The organism is Pseudomonas karstica (assembly GCF_009707515.1).
GTDB classification, from domain to species: Bacteria; Pseudomonadota; Gammaproteobacteria; order Pseudomonadales; family Pseudomonadaceae; genus Aquipseudomonas; species Aquipseudomonas karstica.
The window spans coordinates 102,912-120,038 of sequence record NZ_WLYI01000004.1 but is presented as its reverse complement, the minus strand read 5'-3'; the positions used below and the strand labels follow the sequence as shown (position 1 = coordinate 120,038).

Below are 17,127 nucleotides of genomic sequence, written 5' to 3'. Positions count from 1 at the left end.
ATCGCAGCCTCACACCTCGGGGCAGCGGCTACAACGTTACACCGCCATCGGCGCCGTCATCGGTGCATGGTGCTCGTAACCTTCCAGCGAGAAATCGCTCGGCTCGATCAACTCCAGCCATTGCGGCTGGTACACACCGGTCTTGGCGAACTCCGGCACCCGGTCACTGATCACCAGCTTCGGTGCCGCAAACGGCTCGCGCTTGAGCTGTTCGTTGAGCATGTCCAAGTGGTTTTCGTAAACGTGGGCATCACCGATGAAATAGGTGAACCAGCGCGGCGTGTAGCCGGTCAAGCGACCGATCAGGCTTAGTAGCGCAGCGCCTTCGGTCAGGTTGAACGGCGTGCCCAGGCCCAAGTCATTGGAGCGGATGTAAAGGGTCAGGGAAATTTCCCTGGTCTCGACATTTGGGTGGAACTGGTACAACAGGTGGCACGGCGGCAACGCCATTTCATCAAGCTGGGCGCAGTTCCAGCCGTGGAACAGGATACGACGGCTGCCCGGATCGTTGATGATGGTGTCGACGCACTGACGAATCTGATCGATGGCCTTGTACAACACTACGTAGGCCTGGCCGTCTTCCTCACCTTCAGCGATTTGACGATAGCCCTGGGCCAGGGTCTGCTCGATAGCCGCCTGGTTGCTGATCGGAATCTGCTTGTACGCGGGCCATTTACGCCATTGCACACCGTAGATCTCGCCCAGGTCGTCTGCGCCCTGGCGGAACGGGTTGGCCAGCCACTGGGCGTTTTCGTTGGCGTTCTGGTCCCAGACCTTGCAGCCCAGGGCACGGAATTCGGCGGCGTTGTTAACCCCACGCAGGAAGCCGACCATCTCGCCAATGGCCGACTTGAAAGCCATCTTGCGAGTGGTGATCGCCGGAAAACCTTCCTGCAGATCAAAGCGCAACATCGCACCAGGAAAGCTGATGGTGTTCACACCCGTACGGTTGGCTTGCTTGGTGCCGTTCTTGATGACGTGGGACACCAGGTCGAGATATTGCTTCATGACAGTACCTGTATCGTTGAAACCGAGGCCTGCAGGCCTCGGCATTCGAATTTAAAGCGCGGTGTTTTTGATCGGTTGCGGGCGGTTGTAAGCCCACCACAGCAGACCCAGACCGGCCAGGATCATCGGAATACTGAGGACCTGGCCCATGGTCACCCAGCCAAACGCCAGGTAGCCCAGTTGTGCATCCGGCACCCTCACGAACTCGACGATAAAGCGGAAGATCCCATAGAACAACGCGAACATCCCCGACACTGCCATGGTAGGCCGTGGCTTGCGCGAGAAGATGTAGAGAATGAGGAACAGTGCCACCCCTTCCAGGGCGAACTGGTACAGCTGCGACGGATGGCGCGGCAGTTGCGCCGGGTCGCTGAACGCTGGGAACACCATGGCCCACGGCACGTCAGTCGGCTTGCCCCACAGCTCGGCATTGATGAAGTTGCCAATGCGTCCGGCGCCCAGGCCGATCGGCACCATCGGGGCAACGAAGTCCATCAGTTGGAAGAACGACTTGCCATTGCGCCGGCCAAACCACCAGGCCGCGATCATCACGCCGATAAAGCCACCGTGGAACGCCATGCCACCCTTCCATACCTCGAAGATCAGGGTCGGGTTGGCAATGTAGGCACTCAGGTCGTAGAACAGCACATACCCCAGGCGCCCGCCAACGATCACCCCCATCGACATCCAGAACACCATGTCGGAGAGTTTCTCCTTGGTCCAGGTCGGGTCGAAACGGTTCAGGCGCCGGGAGGCCAGCAGCCAGGCACCGCCGATGCCAATCAGGTACATCAACCCGTACCAGTGGATTTTCAGCGGACCGATGGCCAAGGCCACCGGGTCGATCTGCGGGTAAGGCAGCATTGCGACTCCTCGTTAAATCATCGTTATTGCGCACGGACCCTGCCGGTGCGCGATTAAGCCAGTATTTCGTCAAAGCAAAAATTCAAGGGGGAGCCCCACAATCAGACCGGCATGTTAACGGATGGAAGGCGTGCGGCCCAACTGGATCGATGGATAGCCGGCGGTTCTCTGGGTAGAGTGGGGAAAAACACCAAGGGATCGCCTTATGTGCCTGATTGTTTTTGCCTGGCGGCCGGGTCACACCCAACCGCTGGTCGTCGCGGCCAACCGTGATGAGTTCTATGCCCGCCCCAGTTTGCCGCTGGCCCAATGGCTGGATGTACCACACGTTTACGCCGGTCGGGACCAGGAAGCGGGCGGTACCTGGCTGGGGATTGGCGCTGAGGGGCGCTTTGCGGCGCTGACCAATATTCGCGATCCGCACCAGCCGCCGGCACGCAAGTCCAGAGGGGAGTTGGTGGCGCGATTTCTCAGTGGTTCACTGGCTATTGAGGACTATTTGGCCGACGTTAACGGCAGATCGATTGAATACGCCGGGTTTAACCTGCTAGTGGGTACGCAGGATGAGCTGTGGCATTACAACGCCAATGAATCGACGCCCACCCAATTGGTGTCGGGTGTTTATGGGTTATCCAATGCCGGGCTTGATACACCGTGGCCCAAACTGCTCAAAGCCAAGGCGGCACTGAGCGAGGTGCTGACGGACCCACGGCCCGAGGCGTTACTGGCGATCTTGAGCGACCCACACACTGCGCCCTTTGCCGACTTGCCGGACACCGGCGTGGGATTGGCCACTGAAAGCCTGTTATCGAGTGTGTTTATTGCCAGCCCCAGTTATGGGACCCGGGCGAGTACGGCGTTGATTGTGAGTGCGAATGGCGCGCGGCATATGGTGGAGCGCAGTTTTGGGCCGTACGGCGGGCAGTTGGGCGAGGTGGAGATCAAACTGTAGGCGCGAGCTTGCTCGCGAGAAACCTGAGAGTACCGCGGGGAGCCTGATTCCCCGCGTCATCATTAACGCCCATTGCGAGCAAGCTGGCGCCTACAGGGTTTTTGCCGAAGCCGGGTTGATCATCCGCGCCAATCCCAGGTTTTTCAGCGCCAGTTGCAGCGAGCTGTGGATAACTTGCGGGTTGTCGATGGTCATCAGCTCCGCCAGCAACTCCTTGGCCCGGCTCAGGTTGATCTGGCGCAACATCCACTTCACCTTGGGCAGGTTGGTAGCGTTCATCGACAGGCTGTCAAAACCCATCGCCATCAACAGTACCGCCGCCGCCGGGTCGCCGGCCATTTCACCGCAGATACTCACCGGCTTGCCTTCGGCATGGGCGTCACGCACCACATGCTGCAAGGCTTGCAGCACCGCCGGGTGCAAGTAGTCGTACAAATCCGCCACCCGCGGGTTATTACGGTCTACCGCCAGCAAGTACTGGGTCAAGTCATTGGAGCCGACAGAGAGGAAGTCCACCTGCCGCGCCAGCTCCTTGGCCTGGTACACCGCTGCCGGGATTTCGATCATCACGCCAATCGGCGGCATCGGCACGTCGGACCCTTCGTCGCGCACTTCACCCCAGGCCCGGTGAATCAGGTGCAGGGCTTCTTCCAGCTCGTGGGTGCCGGAGATCATTGGCAACAGGATGCGCAGGTTGTTCAGGCCTTCGCTGGCCTTGAGCATGGCCCGGGTCTGGACGAGGAAGATTTCGGGGTGGTCGAGGGTAACGCGGATGCCGCGCCAGCCAAGGAAGGGGTTATCTTCCTTGATGGGGAAATAAGACAGTGACTTGTCGCCGCCGATATCCAGGCTGCGCATCGTCACCGGCAGCGGATGGAAGGCGGACAGTTGCTCGCGATAAATCGCCAGCTGCTCCTTCTCGCTCGGAAAACGCTGGTTGATCATGAACGGCACTTCGGTGCGGTACAGCCCCACCCCTTCAGCGCCACGCTGTTGAGCACGTGCCACGTCCGCCAGCAGGCCGGTGTTGACCAGCAGCGGCACGCGGTGGCCGTCAAGGGTCACGCACGGCAGCTCCCGCAGGGCGTCGAGGCCCTGGGACAGTTGGCGTTCTTCCTCGACCAGTTCGGCGTACTGCTTGCGCAACGCATCGCTGGGGTTTGTGAATACCTCACCACGATGCCCGTCGACGATCATGCCGATGCCGTCGACCTTGGAATACGGCAGGTCCACCAGGCCCATCACCGTCGGAATACCCATGGCCCGGGCCAGGATTGCGACGTGGGAGTTGCCCGAACCCAACACCGAGACCAGGCCTACCAGTTTGCCTTCCGGCACTTCACCGAGCATGGTGGCGGTCAGCTCTTCACTGATCAGGATGGTGTTGTCGGGATAGACCAGCGAGGTGGAGCGCTCTTCCTGCAAATAGGCCAGCAGACGACGGCCGAGGTCCTTCACGTCGGACGCGCGCTCACGCAAGTAGGCGTCGTCCATCAACTCAAACCGGTTGACGTGATCGGTGACCACCTGGCGCAACGCGCCCTGGGCCCATTGGCCGGTCTTGATCACGTTCTTGACTTCGCTGCCCAGGGACGCGTCGTCGAGCATCATCAGGTACACATCGAACAATGCCCGTTCTTCGGGACGCAACTGGGTTGCCAACTTGGTCGACAGATTGCGCATATCGTTGCGCACCCCATCGAGGGCAGTCTTGAACAGTTTGATTTCAGCATCGATGTCGGTGATGGTCTTGTCCGGCACCACATCTAGGTCGGCCGGCGGCAGCATGACCACCGCCGTGCCGATGGCAGCGCCAGACGAACCGGGTACACCGACGAATTTTGCTTCCTGGATACCCTTGCCCTGGCGGCCCAGGCCACGAATCGAGCCAGTCGCTTCGGCGTGGGCGATAACCCCGGCCAGTTGCGCACTCATGGTGACGAGGAAGGCTTCTTCACCTTCATCGAACTGGCGGCGCTCTTTCTGCTGGATGACCAACACGCCGACAACGCGGCGATGGTGAATGATCGGTGCACCGAGGAACGAGGCATAGCGCTCTTCGCCGGTTTCAGCAAAGTAGCGGTAGCGTGGGTGACCGGCGGCGTTTTCGAGGTTCAGGGGTTCTTCACGCGTCCCCACCAGGCCCACCAGACCTTCATTGGGCGCCATGCTGACCTTGCCGATGGAGCGCTTGTTCAAGCCCTCCGTGGCCATCAGGACAAAGCGGTTGGTCTCGGGGTCCAGCAGGTAAACCGAGCAAACCTGGCTGCCCATGGCTTCCTTGACGCGCAGCACAATAATCCCCAACGCCGCATTGAGATCCTTGGCGGAGTTAACTTCCTGGACGATCTTGCGCAGCGTATTGAGCATGGCTCGGGGTCGAACTCCGTCGTCAGTCGCGCGCTAAAAGGCGCGGGGCAAGCTCTTTGAGAGCGCGACGATAAACCTCGCGCTTGAATGTCACCACCTGGCCCAACGGATACCAATAACTGACCCAACGCCAGCCATCGAACTCCGGTTTACCGGTCAAATCCATCCGCACCCGCTGCTCGTTGGAGATCAGGCGCAGGAGAAACCATTTCTGTTTCTGGCCGATGCACAGCGGTTGGCTGTGGGTACGCACCAGCCGTTGCGGCAAACGATAACGCAACCAGCCTCGGGTACAGGCGAGAATTTGCACATCTTCACGTTCAAGGCCTACTTCTTCGTTCAACTCACGGTACAAGGCATCTTCAGGGGTTTCATCGGGGTTGATTCCACCCTGAGGAAACTGCCAGGCATCTTGGTTGATACGGCGAGCCCATAGCACCTGTCCGGCATCATTCGTAAGAATAATCCCGACATTAGGACGGAAACCATCGGGGTCGATCACGGCAACAACCTCGCAAACGCATGTCGTCGCATTGTTCCACAAAGCTTGTTGCAGCGGCAACGAAGCTGCTTACCTTATGTGCACTCTTGTGAAAAGACCGTATTCTGGACGTCTTTTTACAGACTTTTCAGCGAGTAACCGCAATGCGCCTGGCTTTATTCGACTTGGACAACACGCTTTTGGGCGGCGACAGTGACCACGCCTGGGGTGATTACCTGTGCGAGCGAGGTATCCTTGATGCCGTCGCCTACAAAACCCGTAACGACGAGTTCTACCAGGACTACCTGGCGGGCAAGCTGGACAATGCCGCCTACCTGAACTTCTGCCTGGAAATCCTCGGCCGTACCGAAATGGCCCAGCTCGACGAGTGGCACCTGGACTACATGCGCGACTGCATCGAACCGATCATGCTGCCCCAGGCAGTTGAGTTGCTGGCCAAGCATCGGGATGCCGGCGACAAGCTGGTGATCATCACGGCCACCAATCGCTTTGTCACGGCACCGATCGCTGCACGCTTGGGGGTTGAAACCCTGATCGCTACCGAGTGCGAGATGGCCGATGGCCGATACACCGGGCGCAGTACGGATATTCCGTGCTTTCGCGAGGGCAAGGTGACGCGCTTGAACCGTTGGTTGGAAGAGACGGGGCACAGCCTTGAAGACAGCTATTTCTATAGCGACTCAATGAATGACTTGCCGCTGCTGGAGCAGGTGACGCATCCCGTGGCGGTGGACCCGGACCCGAATCTACGGGCCGAAGCCGAGAAGCGCGGCTGGCCGGTGATCACCCTGCGCAGCTGATGACCACCTGTAGAAGCGAGGGGACGCCCAGTTCTTGCTCGCGAAAAACGTTAATGATAACGCGGGGAATCTGATTCCCCGCGGCGCCCTCAAGTTTTTCGCGAGCAAGCTCGCTCCTACAGCGAGGTTGGTTCGCGTCAGACAGGCTTGGCGCCCATCAATCCGGCAATCGCCACGAACCCCACCAAGCTGACCACAGCCAGCGCCAAGGTGAAATTCAGGCTGCCTGCCCCGCCCAAGCGCAGTCGATTGAGCCGCACCACCAACCAGAACCAGCTCAACGCCGCCACGGTATAGATCACACTGGAACCCAGAATCCAGGTCTGCCCCAACGGCCAGCCAATCAAATGCACCAACCACCAGCCGGTGAACGGCATGCTCACCAGGCTTATCCCCATCAACAACCAGATAAACACCCACGGGCGCTGCACGGTATAGGCCGGGCCGGCACTGCGTTTGCGCCAAGCCAGCACGGCCAGCGCCAGCCCGCTGGCAAGCAACAGCACCGTGGCGACAACGTGAATGACTTTCAGGGTGGTCAGCGTTTCCATATTCTCGATTCCTTAAAGGCCGCTCAATCAGCGTAGTCGCTCAACCGAGAAACAGTTGATAGGCCGGGTTGTCGCTTTCATCCCAATACGGGTAGCCGATTTCTGCCAGCGCCGCGGGTACCAGATGACGCTCGTTATCCGGTACTTGCAGCCCGGCTACCACGCGACCGTCGGCCGCGCCATGGTTGCGGTAGTGGAACATCGAGATGTTCCAGCGCCCACCCAATTTGTTGAGGAAGTTGAACAGCGCACCCGGACGCTCCGGGAACTCGAAACGAAACACCAGTTCATCACTGACCCGCGCCGCATGACCGCCGACCATATGACGAATATGCAGCTTGGCCAGTTCGTTTTCCGTCAGGTCCAGCACCGGGAGGCCCTGGCTGATGAGACTGGCGACCAAGACACTGCGCGGGTCATTTTCCGGGTGGGTCTGCACCCCGACAAAAATGTGCGCTTCGCTGCCGGAGTGGTAGCGGTAGTTAAATTCGGTGATCTGGCGCTTGCCCACCGCTTCGCAGAACGCCTTGAAGCTGCCCGGTTTCTCGGGGATGGTCACGGCAATAATCGCTTCGCGACCTTCGCCCAATTCGGCACGCTCGGCGACGTGGCGCAGGCGGTCGAAGTTGACGTTGGCCCCGGAATCGATAGCCACCAGGCTCTGCCCGGTCACACCACGGGTCTCGACGTACTTCTTGATCCCTGCCACGCCCAGGGCACCCGCCGGTTCAGTGATCGAACGGGTGTCGTCGTAGATATCCTTGATCGCCGCGCAGATTTCATCGGTACTGACGGTGATCACTTCATCCACATAGTCTTTGCAGATATCGAAGGTGTGTTGGCCGATCTGCGCCACGGCCACGCCGTCGGCGAAAAGGCCCACGGACGGCAGCACCACGCGCTCACCGGCAGCCATGGCCGCTTGCAGGCAGTTGGAGTCGTCCGGTTCGACGCCGATGATCTTGATCTCTGGCCGCAGGTATTTCACGTAGGCCGCAATACCGGCGATCAGCCCGCCACCGCCCACCGGCACGAATATCGCGTCCAGCGGCCCTGGATGCTGGCGCAGAATCTCCATCGCCACGGTGCCCTGCCCGGCAATCGTGTGCGGATCATCGTAAGGGTGAATGTAGACGTAGCCTTTTTCGTCGACCAGTTTCAGCGAATACGCCAGGGCCTCTGGGAAAGAATCACCGTGCAGCACCACTTTGCCGCCACGGGAGCGCACGCCTTCGACCTTGATCTCCGGGGTGGTCTTGGGCATCACGATAGTGGCCTTGACCCCCAGCACCTTGGCCGCCAGGGCCAGGCCCTGGGCGTGATTGCCAGCCGAAGCAGTGACCACGCCGCGAGCGCGCTCTTCGGCCGTCAGTTGGGTCAGCTTGTTGTAAGCGCCGCGAATCTTGAAGGAAAACACCGGCTGCAAGTCTTCGCGCTTGAGCCAGACCTTGTTGCCCAACCGCTCGGAGAGCTGGCGGGCGGTCTGCAACGGAGTTTCTACGGCAACGTCATAAACGCGCGATGTGAGGATCTTCTTGACGTACTGTTCGAGCATCGGAAAGGCTCACTGAGCGGGTTGGGCAGGGCCAAGGAGTCTAACCCAGCGTTTGGCCGGGCGACCACACGAATGCAGAGGTTTTGTTAGGTTATACTCGCGCCCCTCTTTACTCCCCGCCCGTTCCGGAGCCCGCATGACCCAGGATCAACTCAAACAGGCAGTGGCCCAGGCCGCTGTCGATTTAATCCTTCCCAAACTCGACGACAAAAGCATCGTCGGTGTCGGCACCGGCTCCACCGCCAATTGCTTCATCGATGCGCTGGCCCGGCACAAAGGTGCGTTCGACGGTGCGGTGGCCAGTTCCGAAGCCACTGCTGCACGGCTCAAGGGGCACGGTATTCCGGTATATGAGCTGAACACAGTCAGCGACCTGGAGTTCTACGTCGACGGCGCTGATGAAAGCGACGAACACTTGAACCTGATCAAGGGCGGCGGTGCTGCCTTGACCCGCGAGAAGATCGTCGCGGCCGTGGCCAAGACCTTCATCTGCATCGCCGATGCCAGCAAATTGGTACCCGTCCTCGGCGCGTTCCCGTTGCCGGTGGAAGTGATTCCCATGGCCCGCAGCCACGTGGCCCGCGAACTGGTGAAACTGGGCGGCGACCCGGTGTACCGCGAAGGTGTGCTGACCGACAACGGCAACATCATCCTCGACGTGTTCAATATGCAGATCACCAACCCGGTGGAACTGGAGACACAGATCAATGCCATCGTCGGCGTGGTCACCAATGGTTTGTTTGCGGCGCGCCCGGCCGATGTGTTGCTGCTGGGTACTGCTGAAGGCGTGAAGACCCTCAAGGCGTGACGTGTAGGAGCGAGTTCGCTCCTACAGGGGGGCGGGCTTTTTGAACACGTAGAACAGGTTCGGCTCGCTGACCAGGTACAACGTACCCTCGTTATCCATCGCAATACCTTCGGCCTGGGGCACGCGTTTGCTCAGGCCATGGCGCCCGTTGAGCAGGGACAAACTGCTCAACGGGCGACCGTCGATATCCAGTTCCAAGACCAGGAATGACTCATCGGACAGCGCCAGCAAATGGCCGCTGCGCTCATTGTATTGCAGGCTCGACAGGTCACGGACAAACAGTCCGGCATCACGCTTGGGGTTGTTGATGACATGCACAGAGTAGGTTTTTTCCGGTTTGAAGTGGGGAAAGCCGTGTACCTCATAGATCAGCATCGGATCCCGTTCCTTGGCGACAAACAGCCGCTTGCCCACCGAATCGTACGCCAGGCCTTCGAAGCCCTTATTGCCGCCGAGGTGTACACCGATGGTCATTTGTTCGGCGTCGGCGGCATCGAGGAACTGTGTGCCTTCCTCCAGATGGATCTTGATCAGGCGCTGTTCACCCTCGTCACTGATGACGTAGATATCCTCGCTGATGAATTCTATTGCTTCGGCATCGCCAAACCCGATCAGCGGGATACGCCGCAGGAGCTTGCCATCCAGGGACAGTTCGATCAGCTCGGCATTCTTGTTGGTCACGGTAAACAAGCTATTGCGCACCGGATCATAGGTCAGTGCCGATACATCATCATCCAGGCCCTCGATGACCTGCGCTTGCAGAGTGACCCGGTAATCCGTCAGGCCAATAGATCGCGCATCGGCCGGATGGCGCCAGACCTGCCAGTTGAACCAGGCGCGTTCAAATAAACGAAATTGCTGCGCGGCCATCCCTGAGGCACCCAGGGCAATCAATAGAAGAATAAAAAAAATGGGTTTGGGGCGGGCAAATCGACGCATTAAGGTGGGCTCAAGGTTAGAACTGGCAAATAAATATCACACACTTCTGAATTTAAACTTAAACGCACCCAGGTACCCGGCGAATGCCGCCGATAGAGAAAAGTGGGCCGCAATCGCCTCTTACTTCTGCTTCTCAAACCGATAAAACAGGTTCGGTTCGCTGACTATGTACACCGTGCCATTCTCATCCATAGTCACCCCCTCCGCGCGTGGAATGGTTTTTTTCAGGCCGTTGAAACCACCCAGCAGCGTCATGAAACTGACTTGCTCGCCGCTTTCATCCAGCTCCAGCAGCAAATGAGAGTCAGCCGACAACGCCAGCATGTGGCCGGTACGCGAATCGACGCTCAGGGCCGAAAGGTTGCGCATATCGAGTTCGTCGCTGGGCTGTTTTTGCTTGTTGCCGGTCAGCGTCTGGCTGCCGTCGCTTTTCCAGGTGAACAAGGCCGGCGGACGCTCTTCTCCCAGCACCAACTGCTGGTTGCGCTTATCCCAGGCAATCGCCTCGAAGGCTTTGTTCTGGTCCTTGGATGGGCCAAGGTCATACGTTGGGAAGTCGGCAAAAGTCAGTTGCCGGGTGTTCGCATCAATCTTGACCAGGGTGAGGGTGTGCATGCGCTCATCCACAATGGCCATCACGCCATTCTCCATCACCGTCAGGCCTTCCGGGTTGCTCCAGCCCACCAGCGGCATCTTTCGCAGCACGTCACCTTGCAGGGTCAGTTCCACCAGGAACGGATTTTTGCCCATGACCGAGAACAAGGTTTTAGTCTGCGGGTTGTAGGCCAGGTCCGACGCTTCGTCCTTCTCCATGCCGGGCAGCAACTTGGCGTCAATCACGGCATGGTAGTCAGGGAGCCAGACACTTTCCTGGCGCTCGGCGGGGCTTTCGAAACGCTCAAGTATCCACAATGCGCCGCGGTCGTCCCAATGCATGGCCCAAGAAACGCCATAGATGATTACTCCGGCCAGAAACAGCCACGAATACCAACGCATGGCAAACCGGGAACGACGAGTGGGCTTTACGGAGGGAAGTGTCACGGCCATTGAGAGAGCTTTCCAGAAAGTCAGCTATAGGTGATAGCACAGGATCAACACCCCCGCGCAGGAGGCCGTCGATTATCCGGGTAGCGTGTGAAAAAAATGCAAAAAGATATGACGAGGAAATGATCGTTCCCACGCCGAGCATGGGAACGAGCGGAGTCGCGGGGGGGTTAGCGAACGCTGCTTTCGAAGCGGCTGACGCCCGGCAGTTCCAACACCACCTCGTCACCGACATTCAACGGCCCCACACCCACCGGCGTGCCGGTAAGGATCACGTCACCCGCCTGCAGCGAGAAGCAGCCGGCCATGTACTGGATCATCGGGATGATCGGGTTGAGCATGATCGCGCTATTACCATCCTGGCGCACTTCACCATTAATAGTCAGGCGAATGCCGATGTCCTTAAGGTCCGGGAAGGTGCTGCCCACCACGAAAGGGGCGATCACTGCCGCACCGTCGAACGACTTGGCGATTTCCCAAGGCAGACCCTTGGCCTTGAGTTCGGCCTGCTTGTCCCGCAAGGTCAAATCCAGGGCTGGGGCGAAACCGGAGATGGCATCCAACACCTCCTCACCGCTTGGCTTGGTGGACAGCGGCTTGCCGATCAATACCGCGATTTCCGCTTCGTAATGCACCGAACCGCGCTCGGTCGGAATAGCGAACCCCCCTTCCAGCGGCACCACGCAACTGCCCGGTTTGATGAACAGCAGGGGCTCGGTAGGCACCGGGTTGTCCAGCTCCTTGGCGTGTTCGGCGTAGTTACGCCCAATACACACCACTTTCCCCACTGGAAAGTGGATATTGGTCCCGTCGACATACTTGTGCTGATAGCTCATTGACCAACTCCTCTGGCGTAACCGTTAAACAGCGAAGATTTTGCCCGGGTTCATGATCCCGTTGGGGTCGAACACTGCCTTCACTGCTTTCATGTATTCAATTTCTACTGGCGAGCGGCTATAGCTCAGATAATCGCGCTTGGTCATGCCCACGCCATGTTCGGCGGAGATCGAACCGTTGTATTTCTCGACGGTTTCAAACACCCACTTGTTGACGGTGGCGCATTTGGCGAAGAACTCATCCTTGGACAGGTTATCCGGCTTGAGGATGTTCAAGTGCAGGTTACCGTCACCGATGTGGCCGAACCAGACGATTTCAAAGTCCGGATAATGTTCACCGACGATGGCGTCAATTTCCTTCAGGAATGCCGGCACTTTCGACACGGTGACCGAAATGTCGTTCTTGTATGGCGTCCAGTGGGAAATGGTCTCGGAGATGTATTCGCGCAACTTCCACAGATTATGCAGTTGGGTTTCGCTTTGGCTCATCACACCGTCCAGCACCCAGCCCTGCTCGACACAGTGCTCGAAAGTTTCCAGGGCGTGGTTGGCCACTTCCTCAGTGGTCGCTTCAAATTCCAGCAGCGCGTAAAACGGGCATTCAGACTCGAACGGGGCTGGCACGTCACCACGGGCGAGGACCTTGGCCAGGGCCTTGTCGGAGAAGAACTCGAAGGCTGTCAGGTCCAGCTTGCTCTGGAAGGCGTGCAGCACCGGCATGATCGAATCGAAGTCAGCGGTACCAAGCACCATGGCGGTGAGGTTTTTCGGCGCGCGGTCCAGACGCATAGTCGCCTCGACCACCAAGCCCAAAGTGCCCTCGGCGCCAATAAACAGCTGCCGCAGGTCGTAGCCGGTGGCGTTCTTGATCAGGTCTTTGTTCAGTTCCAGCAAATCCCCCTTGCCAGTGACTACTTTCATGCCGGCCACCCAGTTACGGGTCATGCCGTAGCGAATTACCTTGATTCCGCCGGCATTGGTGCCGATATTGCCGCCAATTTGGCTTGAACCGGACGATGCGAAGTCCACCGGGTAGTACAGGCCGTGTTCTTCAGCGACGTTCTGCAATTGCTTGGTGACAACACCCGGCTGGCACACGGCAGTGCGGTCGGTGAGGTTCACGTCGAGGATCTGGTTCATGTAATCGAACGACACCACCACCTCGCCATTGGCAGCAACGGCTGCAGCCGACAGACCGGTACGACCACCGGACGGCACCAATGCCACCTTGTGCTCATTGGCCCAACGGACAATGGCCTGCACCTGTTCGGTGGTCTTCGGGAAGACAATGGCGACGGGAGCCGGGGCGAAATGCTTGGTCCAATCCTTGCCGTAAGCATTCAGGGAGTCGGTGTCGGTGAGTACCTTGCCAGGCTCAACCAAGGTCTTCAGCTCATCAATCAGGGCAGGATGGGTCATTGACAGAACTCTCGAACAATTCATGGTCATCCTGAGAACGCTTCACGTCGCAGGAATGGGTGTTTAGCGGGGCACGTATGCTAGCATACCGCCCCCGCAGGACAGAGCCCAAGGGCGTTCTGCGGTGACGGCTTTCCTGCCGTCCGGGTCAGCTCTTGTGCACTGGTTCAGGGCACTAACTGCTCGATTCCCTGCCATTTTTCTCCGGGATACAGGTTTACGCAGATGAGCAAGACTTCTCTCGATAAGAGCAAGATCAAGTTCCTTCTTCTGGAAGGCGTCCACCCATCGGCCGTCGACGTCCTGAAGGCCGCCGGGTACACCAGCATTGAGTACATCACCAGTTCTCTGCCGGAAGCCCAGCTCAAGGAAAAGATCGCCGACGCGCACTTTATCGGCATTCGCTCCCGCACCCAGTTGACCGAAGAGATCTTCGATCACGCCAAGAAGCTCGTGGCTGTCGGCTGTTTCTGCATTGGCACCAACCAGGTTAACCTCAATGCAGCCCGCGAGCGCGGCATCGCGGTGTTCAACGCACCCTATTCCAACACCCGTTCCGTAGCGGAGCTGGTGCTGGCTGAAGCGATCCTGCTGCTGCGCGGCATCCCTGAGAAGAACGCTTCCTGCCACCGTGGCGGCTGGATCAAGAGCGCGGCCAACTCCTTCGAAATCCGTGGCAAAAAGCTGGGTATCGTCGGTTACGGCTCGATCGGCACGCAATTGTCTGTCCTGGCCGAAGGCCTGGGGATGCAGGTGTTCTTCTACGACACTCTCACCAAGCTGCCATTGGGCAACGCCACTCAAGTGTCCAGCTTGACCGAACTGCTGGGCATGTCGGACATCGTCACCTTGCACGTTCCGGAAACCGCTGAAACCCAGTGGATGATCGGCGAGAAGGAAATCCGCGCCATCAAGAAAGGCGGAATTCTGATCAACGCCGCGCGCGGCACCGTGGTGAAACTGGATGCCCTGGCCGACGCAATAAAGGACAAGCACCTGATCGGCGCCGCCATCGATGTGTTCCCGGTGGAGCCGCGCTCCAACGACGACATCTTCGAAAGCCCGCTGCGTGGCCTGGACAACGTGATCCTGACCCCGCACATCGGCGGTTCCACTGCTGAAGCCCAAGCCAACATCGGACTGGAAGTGGCGGAGAAACTGGTCAAGTACAGCGACAATGGTACGTCGGTGTCCTCGGTCAACTTCCCGGAAGTGGCACTGCCGGCTCACCCTGGCAAGCACCGCCTGCTGCACATCCACCAGAACATTCCGGGTGTGATGATGGAGATCAACAAGGTCTTCGCGGAAAACGGCATCAACATTTCCGGTCAGTTCCTGCAGACCAACGAGAAGGTCGGCTACGTGGTGATCGACGTCGACGCAGAATACTCGGACCTGGCGCAAGAGAAGCTGCAGCACATCAACGGCACCATTCGAAGCCGCGTACTGTTCTAGGAACCCGCGACACTGTAGGAGGGGTTTGCCCGCCAAAGACGCCAGCGATGACGCGGATATCCTGGATGAATGCGCCGCCCTTGGGATTTTCGCGAGCAAGCTCGCTCCTACAACAAGCAGATTAAAAAACGGGAACCCCGCAAAGGGTTCCCGTTTTTTTATTTCACATCAACCGTGATGACTTTCGAGGCTACAGTCGGGTTGAACTGCATGTGCAGTTTGTCACCCGCCACCAGTTGCAAGGTGTGCTTGCCCGGAGTGAGGGTCAGTTCGGTTTCGGTCTGGGCCTTGCCGTAGTGGATCACGGTGTCGGTGGCCGGGATAGGCAGGCTGGCGTCCGGCAGTGCTTTCTGGTCCACCAGCAGGTGGTGGTGGCCGGTGCCTGGGGCCTGGTCGGTGGCTGGCGCCAGCGTCAAACCTTCCATGCCGAACTTCACGGTGAACGTCTTATCCACGGTGGCGCCATCCTTCGGCGAGACGATGAACACCTTGGCATCTTCCGGGGGAGCGCTACGGGGGATGCCGTCGGCAGCAGTTGCCAGCATCGAAGCACCCAGCAACAGGCTGGCCAGCGTTGTACGACATAAGCTTGCACGAGACAAAAGGGCTTTCATTAACTTCTCCAGTTTTTCCGTGAAATATGTAGGGTTATGACAACTTAGTGACGAAACGTTGTCCAAGGCACTCAACACCATAGCAAAGCGGGCCTGAACAGCGCTTCGCTCATTCGAATTCTTTAGGAGTGACCATGCGGTTTCTGCCTGGCCTGTTACTTTTGCTTTCCCAGGTGAGCCCCTTGGCCCACGCCGAACTGATCGATGACGTCTTTGATCGCGGCGAGCTGCGTATCGCCCTGGAAGCCAACACGCCACCCTTCAACTTCAAGGAAGACGGCAAACTCGTAGGTTTCGAAGTGGAACTCGGTGAGCTGCTGGCCAAAGAAATGGATGTACGCACCTCCTTCCTCACCACCGATGACACCGACTTGCTGTCCGGTGTGGAAAGCGGCAAATACGATGTCGCGATCAACCATATTGCTCTGACTGCCGAGCTGCAGGATCGGTTCGATTTCAGTGAGCCTTATCGCCAGGCGCCAGACTTGGTCATAGCGTTTCAGAAGGGTAATCCGGCGTTCAAGACCAGCCTGGACAAGGCGCTGCAGCGGGTGAAGGCTGATGGCCGGCTGAAGGCGTTGTCGAATAAATGGCTGGAAGAGGACCGGAGCAAGCCGGTGGCCAAGGCTGAGTAAAGTTTCTCTGGGGCTCAAGTCCCACATTTGACGCATGTTGTCGACCCGCTGACGCCACCGTCATAGCGCCCCTATGCCCCGGCAGGCAGCGATGCATCAGGCTCCATTCCTTAGAACGGTTCGTTACCCCGCCGGCGAAACCAGCCTGTCAACGACAGGCGCTCGCGAGTGGCGGGCAGGACTTCGTGGGGCATTTCTCCCGACAGGAACACCACCAGGCACCCCCCTATTGGGACCACATCGTATTCAACGTTGCCCTTGAGGTACATGCGCAACTGGCCGCCGTGCTCGGGCAGCCAAGCCTCGTTCAGGTAGATCACCGCTGACACTATGCGCCGGTCATCGTCGCGAAAGCGGTCGACGTGCTTAAGGTAAAACGCCCCTGGCGGATACATCGCGAAGTGGCTTTCAAAGTCCTCCAGGCCCAGGAACAGGCCACGGTTCATCGACAACCGCAGGCTGTCCATCAACCCCAGATAAGTATCACAAATCGCCGCTTGGCCAGGCTCCAGCCACTGGATATGGTCCCCTCGAATCCCTTCCCGAACCTCCTGGAATGGCCCGCGCCCGACAGCCGCCGGCGCTAATTCACCTTCGGCGGCGCGTTTATGGCACTCAGCCGCCAATTCGAGGGTCAGAGCCTCGGGCAGGAAGATATTCTGCTGCGACCAGCCTTTCACGGCCAGGTCGTCGACGATGCTTAGCAGCAGCGGGTGATCGTAGGGTATTTGCATGGCGCGCATAGTATCCATACGCCTGTAAATACGACAGAGCC

17 protein-coding genes and 1 pseudogene are annotated in these 17,127 nt (G+C 58.8%); 6 read left to right on the top strand and 12 right to left on the bottom strand.

Annotated features, from left to right (window positions below; genetic code table 11):
- Positions 1 to 36: 36 nt before the first annotated feature.
- Positions 37 to 1,008, bottom strand: coding sequence for a thymidylate synthase (locus GIR22_RS04545; protein ID WP_154742161.1), 972 nt, complete (start codon positions 1,006 to 1,008; stop codon positions 37 to 39).
- 51 nt (positions 1,009 to 1,059) lie between these two features.
- Positions 1,060 to 1,872, bottom strand: a complete 813-nt coding sequence (gene lgt, locus GIR22_RS04540; protein ID WP_154742160.1) for a prolipoprotein diacylglyceryl transferase — start codon at positions 1,870 to 1,872, stop codon at positions 1,060 to 1,062.
- A 205-nt stretch (positions 1,873 to 2,077) separates the two neighbouring features.
- Between lgt and GIR22_RS04535 the strand changes: the two genes are divergently transcribed.
- The gene (locus GIR22_RS04535; protein ID WP_154742159.1) at positions 2,078 to 2,824 is read left to right on the top strand and encodes an NRDE family protein; all 747 of its coding nucleotides are present in this window, start codon (positions 2,078 to 2,080) and stop codon (positions 2,822 to 2,824) included.
- 90 nt (positions 2,825 to 2,914) lie between these two features.
- Here GIR22_RS04535 and ptsP read toward each other — a convergent pair whose 3' ends face one another.
- Both ptsP and GIR22_RS04525 read right to left on the bottom strand, forming a co-directional pair.
- Entirely contained in the window at positions 2,915 to 5,194 is a 2,280-nt protein-coding gene (ptsP, locus tag GIR22_RS04530) for a phosphoenolpyruvate--protein phosphotransferase (protein ID WP_154742158.1), read from the bottom strand.
- Positions 5,195 to 5,216: 22 nt separating this feature from the next.
- Entirely contained in the window at positions 5,217 to 5,696 is a 480-nt protein-coding gene (locus GIR22_RS04525) for an RNA pyrophosphohydrolase (RefSeq protein WP_003176750.1), read from the bottom strand.
- Positions 5,697 to 5,839: 143 nt separating this feature from the next.
- On the opposite strand from GIR22_RS04525, the gene GIR22_RS04520 reads away from it, so the two are divergent.
- Together GIR22_RS04520 and GIR22_RS26280 are read left to right on the top strand one after the other, a co-directional pair.
- The gene (locus GIR22_RS04520) at positions 5,840 to 6,496 is read left to right on the top strand and encodes a histidinol-phosphatase (protein ID WP_154742156.1); all 657 of its coding nucleotides are present in this window, start codon (positions 5,840 to 5,842) and stop codon (positions 6,494 to 6,496) included.
- 34 nt (positions 6,497 to 6,530) lie between these two features.
- Positions 6,531 to 6,617: pseudogene (locus GIR22_RS26280) on the top strand (outer membrane lipoprotein carrier protein LolA); the annotation flags it as partial.
- A gap of 16 nt (positions 6,618 to 6,633) precedes the next feature.
- Here the strand turns inward: GIR22_RS26280 and GIR22_RS04515 are convergent.
- Complete coding sequence (locus tag GIR22_RS04515; protein ID WP_154742155.1) at positions 6,634 to 7,047, bottom strand: DUF2269 family protein; 414 nt, start codon at positions 7,045 to 7,047, stop codon at positions 6,634 to 6,636.
- A gap of 40 nt (positions 7,048 to 7,087) precedes the next feature.
- Complete coding sequence (gene ilvA / locus GIR22_RS04510; RefSeq protein ID WP_154742154.1) at positions 7,088 to 8,602, bottom strand: threonine ammonia-lyase, biosynthetic; 1,515 nt, start codon at positions 8,600 to 8,602, stop codon at positions 7,088 to 7,090.
- Positions 8,603 to 8,738: 136 nt separating this feature from the next.
- Between ilvA and rpiA the strand changes: the two genes are divergently transcribed.
- Positions 8,739 to 9,410 carry a ribose-5-phosphate isomerase RpiA gene (rpiA, locus tag GIR22_RS04505; RefSeq protein ID WP_131697546.1) on the top strand — a complete coding sequence of 224 codons (672 nt, stop codon included), beginning with the start codon at positions 8,739 to 8,741 and terminating at the stop codon, positions 9,408 to 9,410.
- A gap of 21 nt (positions 9,411 to 9,431) precedes the next feature.
- On the opposite strand, the gene GIR22_RS04500 is transcribed toward rpiA, so the two are convergent.
- From GIR22_RS04500 to GIR22_RS04485, 4 genes are all read right to left on the bottom strand, one after another.
- A complete protein-coding gene (locus GIR22_RS04500) occupies positions 9,432 to 10,349 on the bottom strand; it encodes an SdiA-regulated domain-containing protein (RefSeq protein ID WP_154742153.1) in 918 nt (305 codons plus the stop codon).
- A 120-nt stretch (positions 10,350 to 10,469) separates the two neighbouring features.
- Complete coding sequence (locus tag GIR22_RS04495; RefSeq protein ID WP_154742152.1) at positions 10,470 to 11,396, bottom strand: SdiA-regulated domain-containing protein; 927 nt, start codon at positions 11,394 to 11,396, stop codon at positions 10,470 to 10,472.
- A 167-nt stretch (positions 11,397 to 11,563) separates the two neighbouring features.
- Positions 11,564 to 12,229, bottom strand: a complete 666-nt coding sequence (locus GIR22_RS04490; protein WP_154742151.1) for a fumarylacetoacetate hydrolase family protein — start codon at positions 12,227 to 12,229, stop codon at positions 11,564 to 11,566.
- Positions 12,230 to 12,253: 24 nt separating this feature from the next.
- Complete coding sequence (locus tag GIR22_RS04485; RefSeq protein ID WP_154742150.1) at positions 12,254 to 13,648, bottom strand: FAD-binding oxidoreductase; 1,395 nt, start codon at positions 13,646 to 13,648, stop codon at positions 12,254 to 12,256.
- 225 nt (positions 13,649 to 13,873) lie between these two features.
- Between GIR22_RS04485 and serA the strand changes: the two genes are divergently transcribed.
- Positions 13,874 to 15,103 (top strand): phosphoglycerate dehydrogenase, encoded by a 1,230-nt coding sequence (serA, locus tag GIR22_RS04480; RefSeq protein WP_154742149.1) that lies wholly within the window; start codon positions 13,874 to 13,876, stop codon positions 15,101 to 15,103.
- 158 nt (positions 15,104 to 15,261) lie between these two features.
- On the opposite strand, the gene GIR22_RS04475 is transcribed toward serA, so the two are convergent.
- Positions 15,262 to 15,717, bottom strand: coding sequence for a DUF4399 domain-containing protein (locus tag GIR22_RS04475; RefSeq protein ID WP_154742148.1), 456 nt, complete (start codon positions 15,715 to 15,717; stop codon positions 15,262 to 15,264).
- A 134-nt stretch (positions 15,718 to 15,851) separates the two neighbouring features.
- On the opposite strand from GIR22_RS04475, the gene GIR22_RS04470 reads away from it, so the two are divergent.
- Positions 15,852 to 16,352 (top strand): transporter substrate-binding domain-containing protein, encoded by a 501-nt coding sequence (locus tag GIR22_RS04470; protein WP_154742147.1) that lies wholly within the window; start codon positions 15,852 to 15,854, stop codon positions 16,350 to 16,352.
- Positions 16,353 to 16,462: 110 nt separating this feature from the next.
- Here GIR22_RS04470 and GIR22_RS04465 read toward each other — a convergent pair whose 3' ends face one another.
- Entirely contained in the window at positions 16,463 to 17,095 is a 633-nt protein-coding gene (locus GIR22_RS04465) for a 2OG-Fe(II) oxygenase (RefSeq protein ID WP_154742146.1), read from the bottom strand.
- Positions 17,096 to 17,127 lie beyond the last annotated feature (32 nt).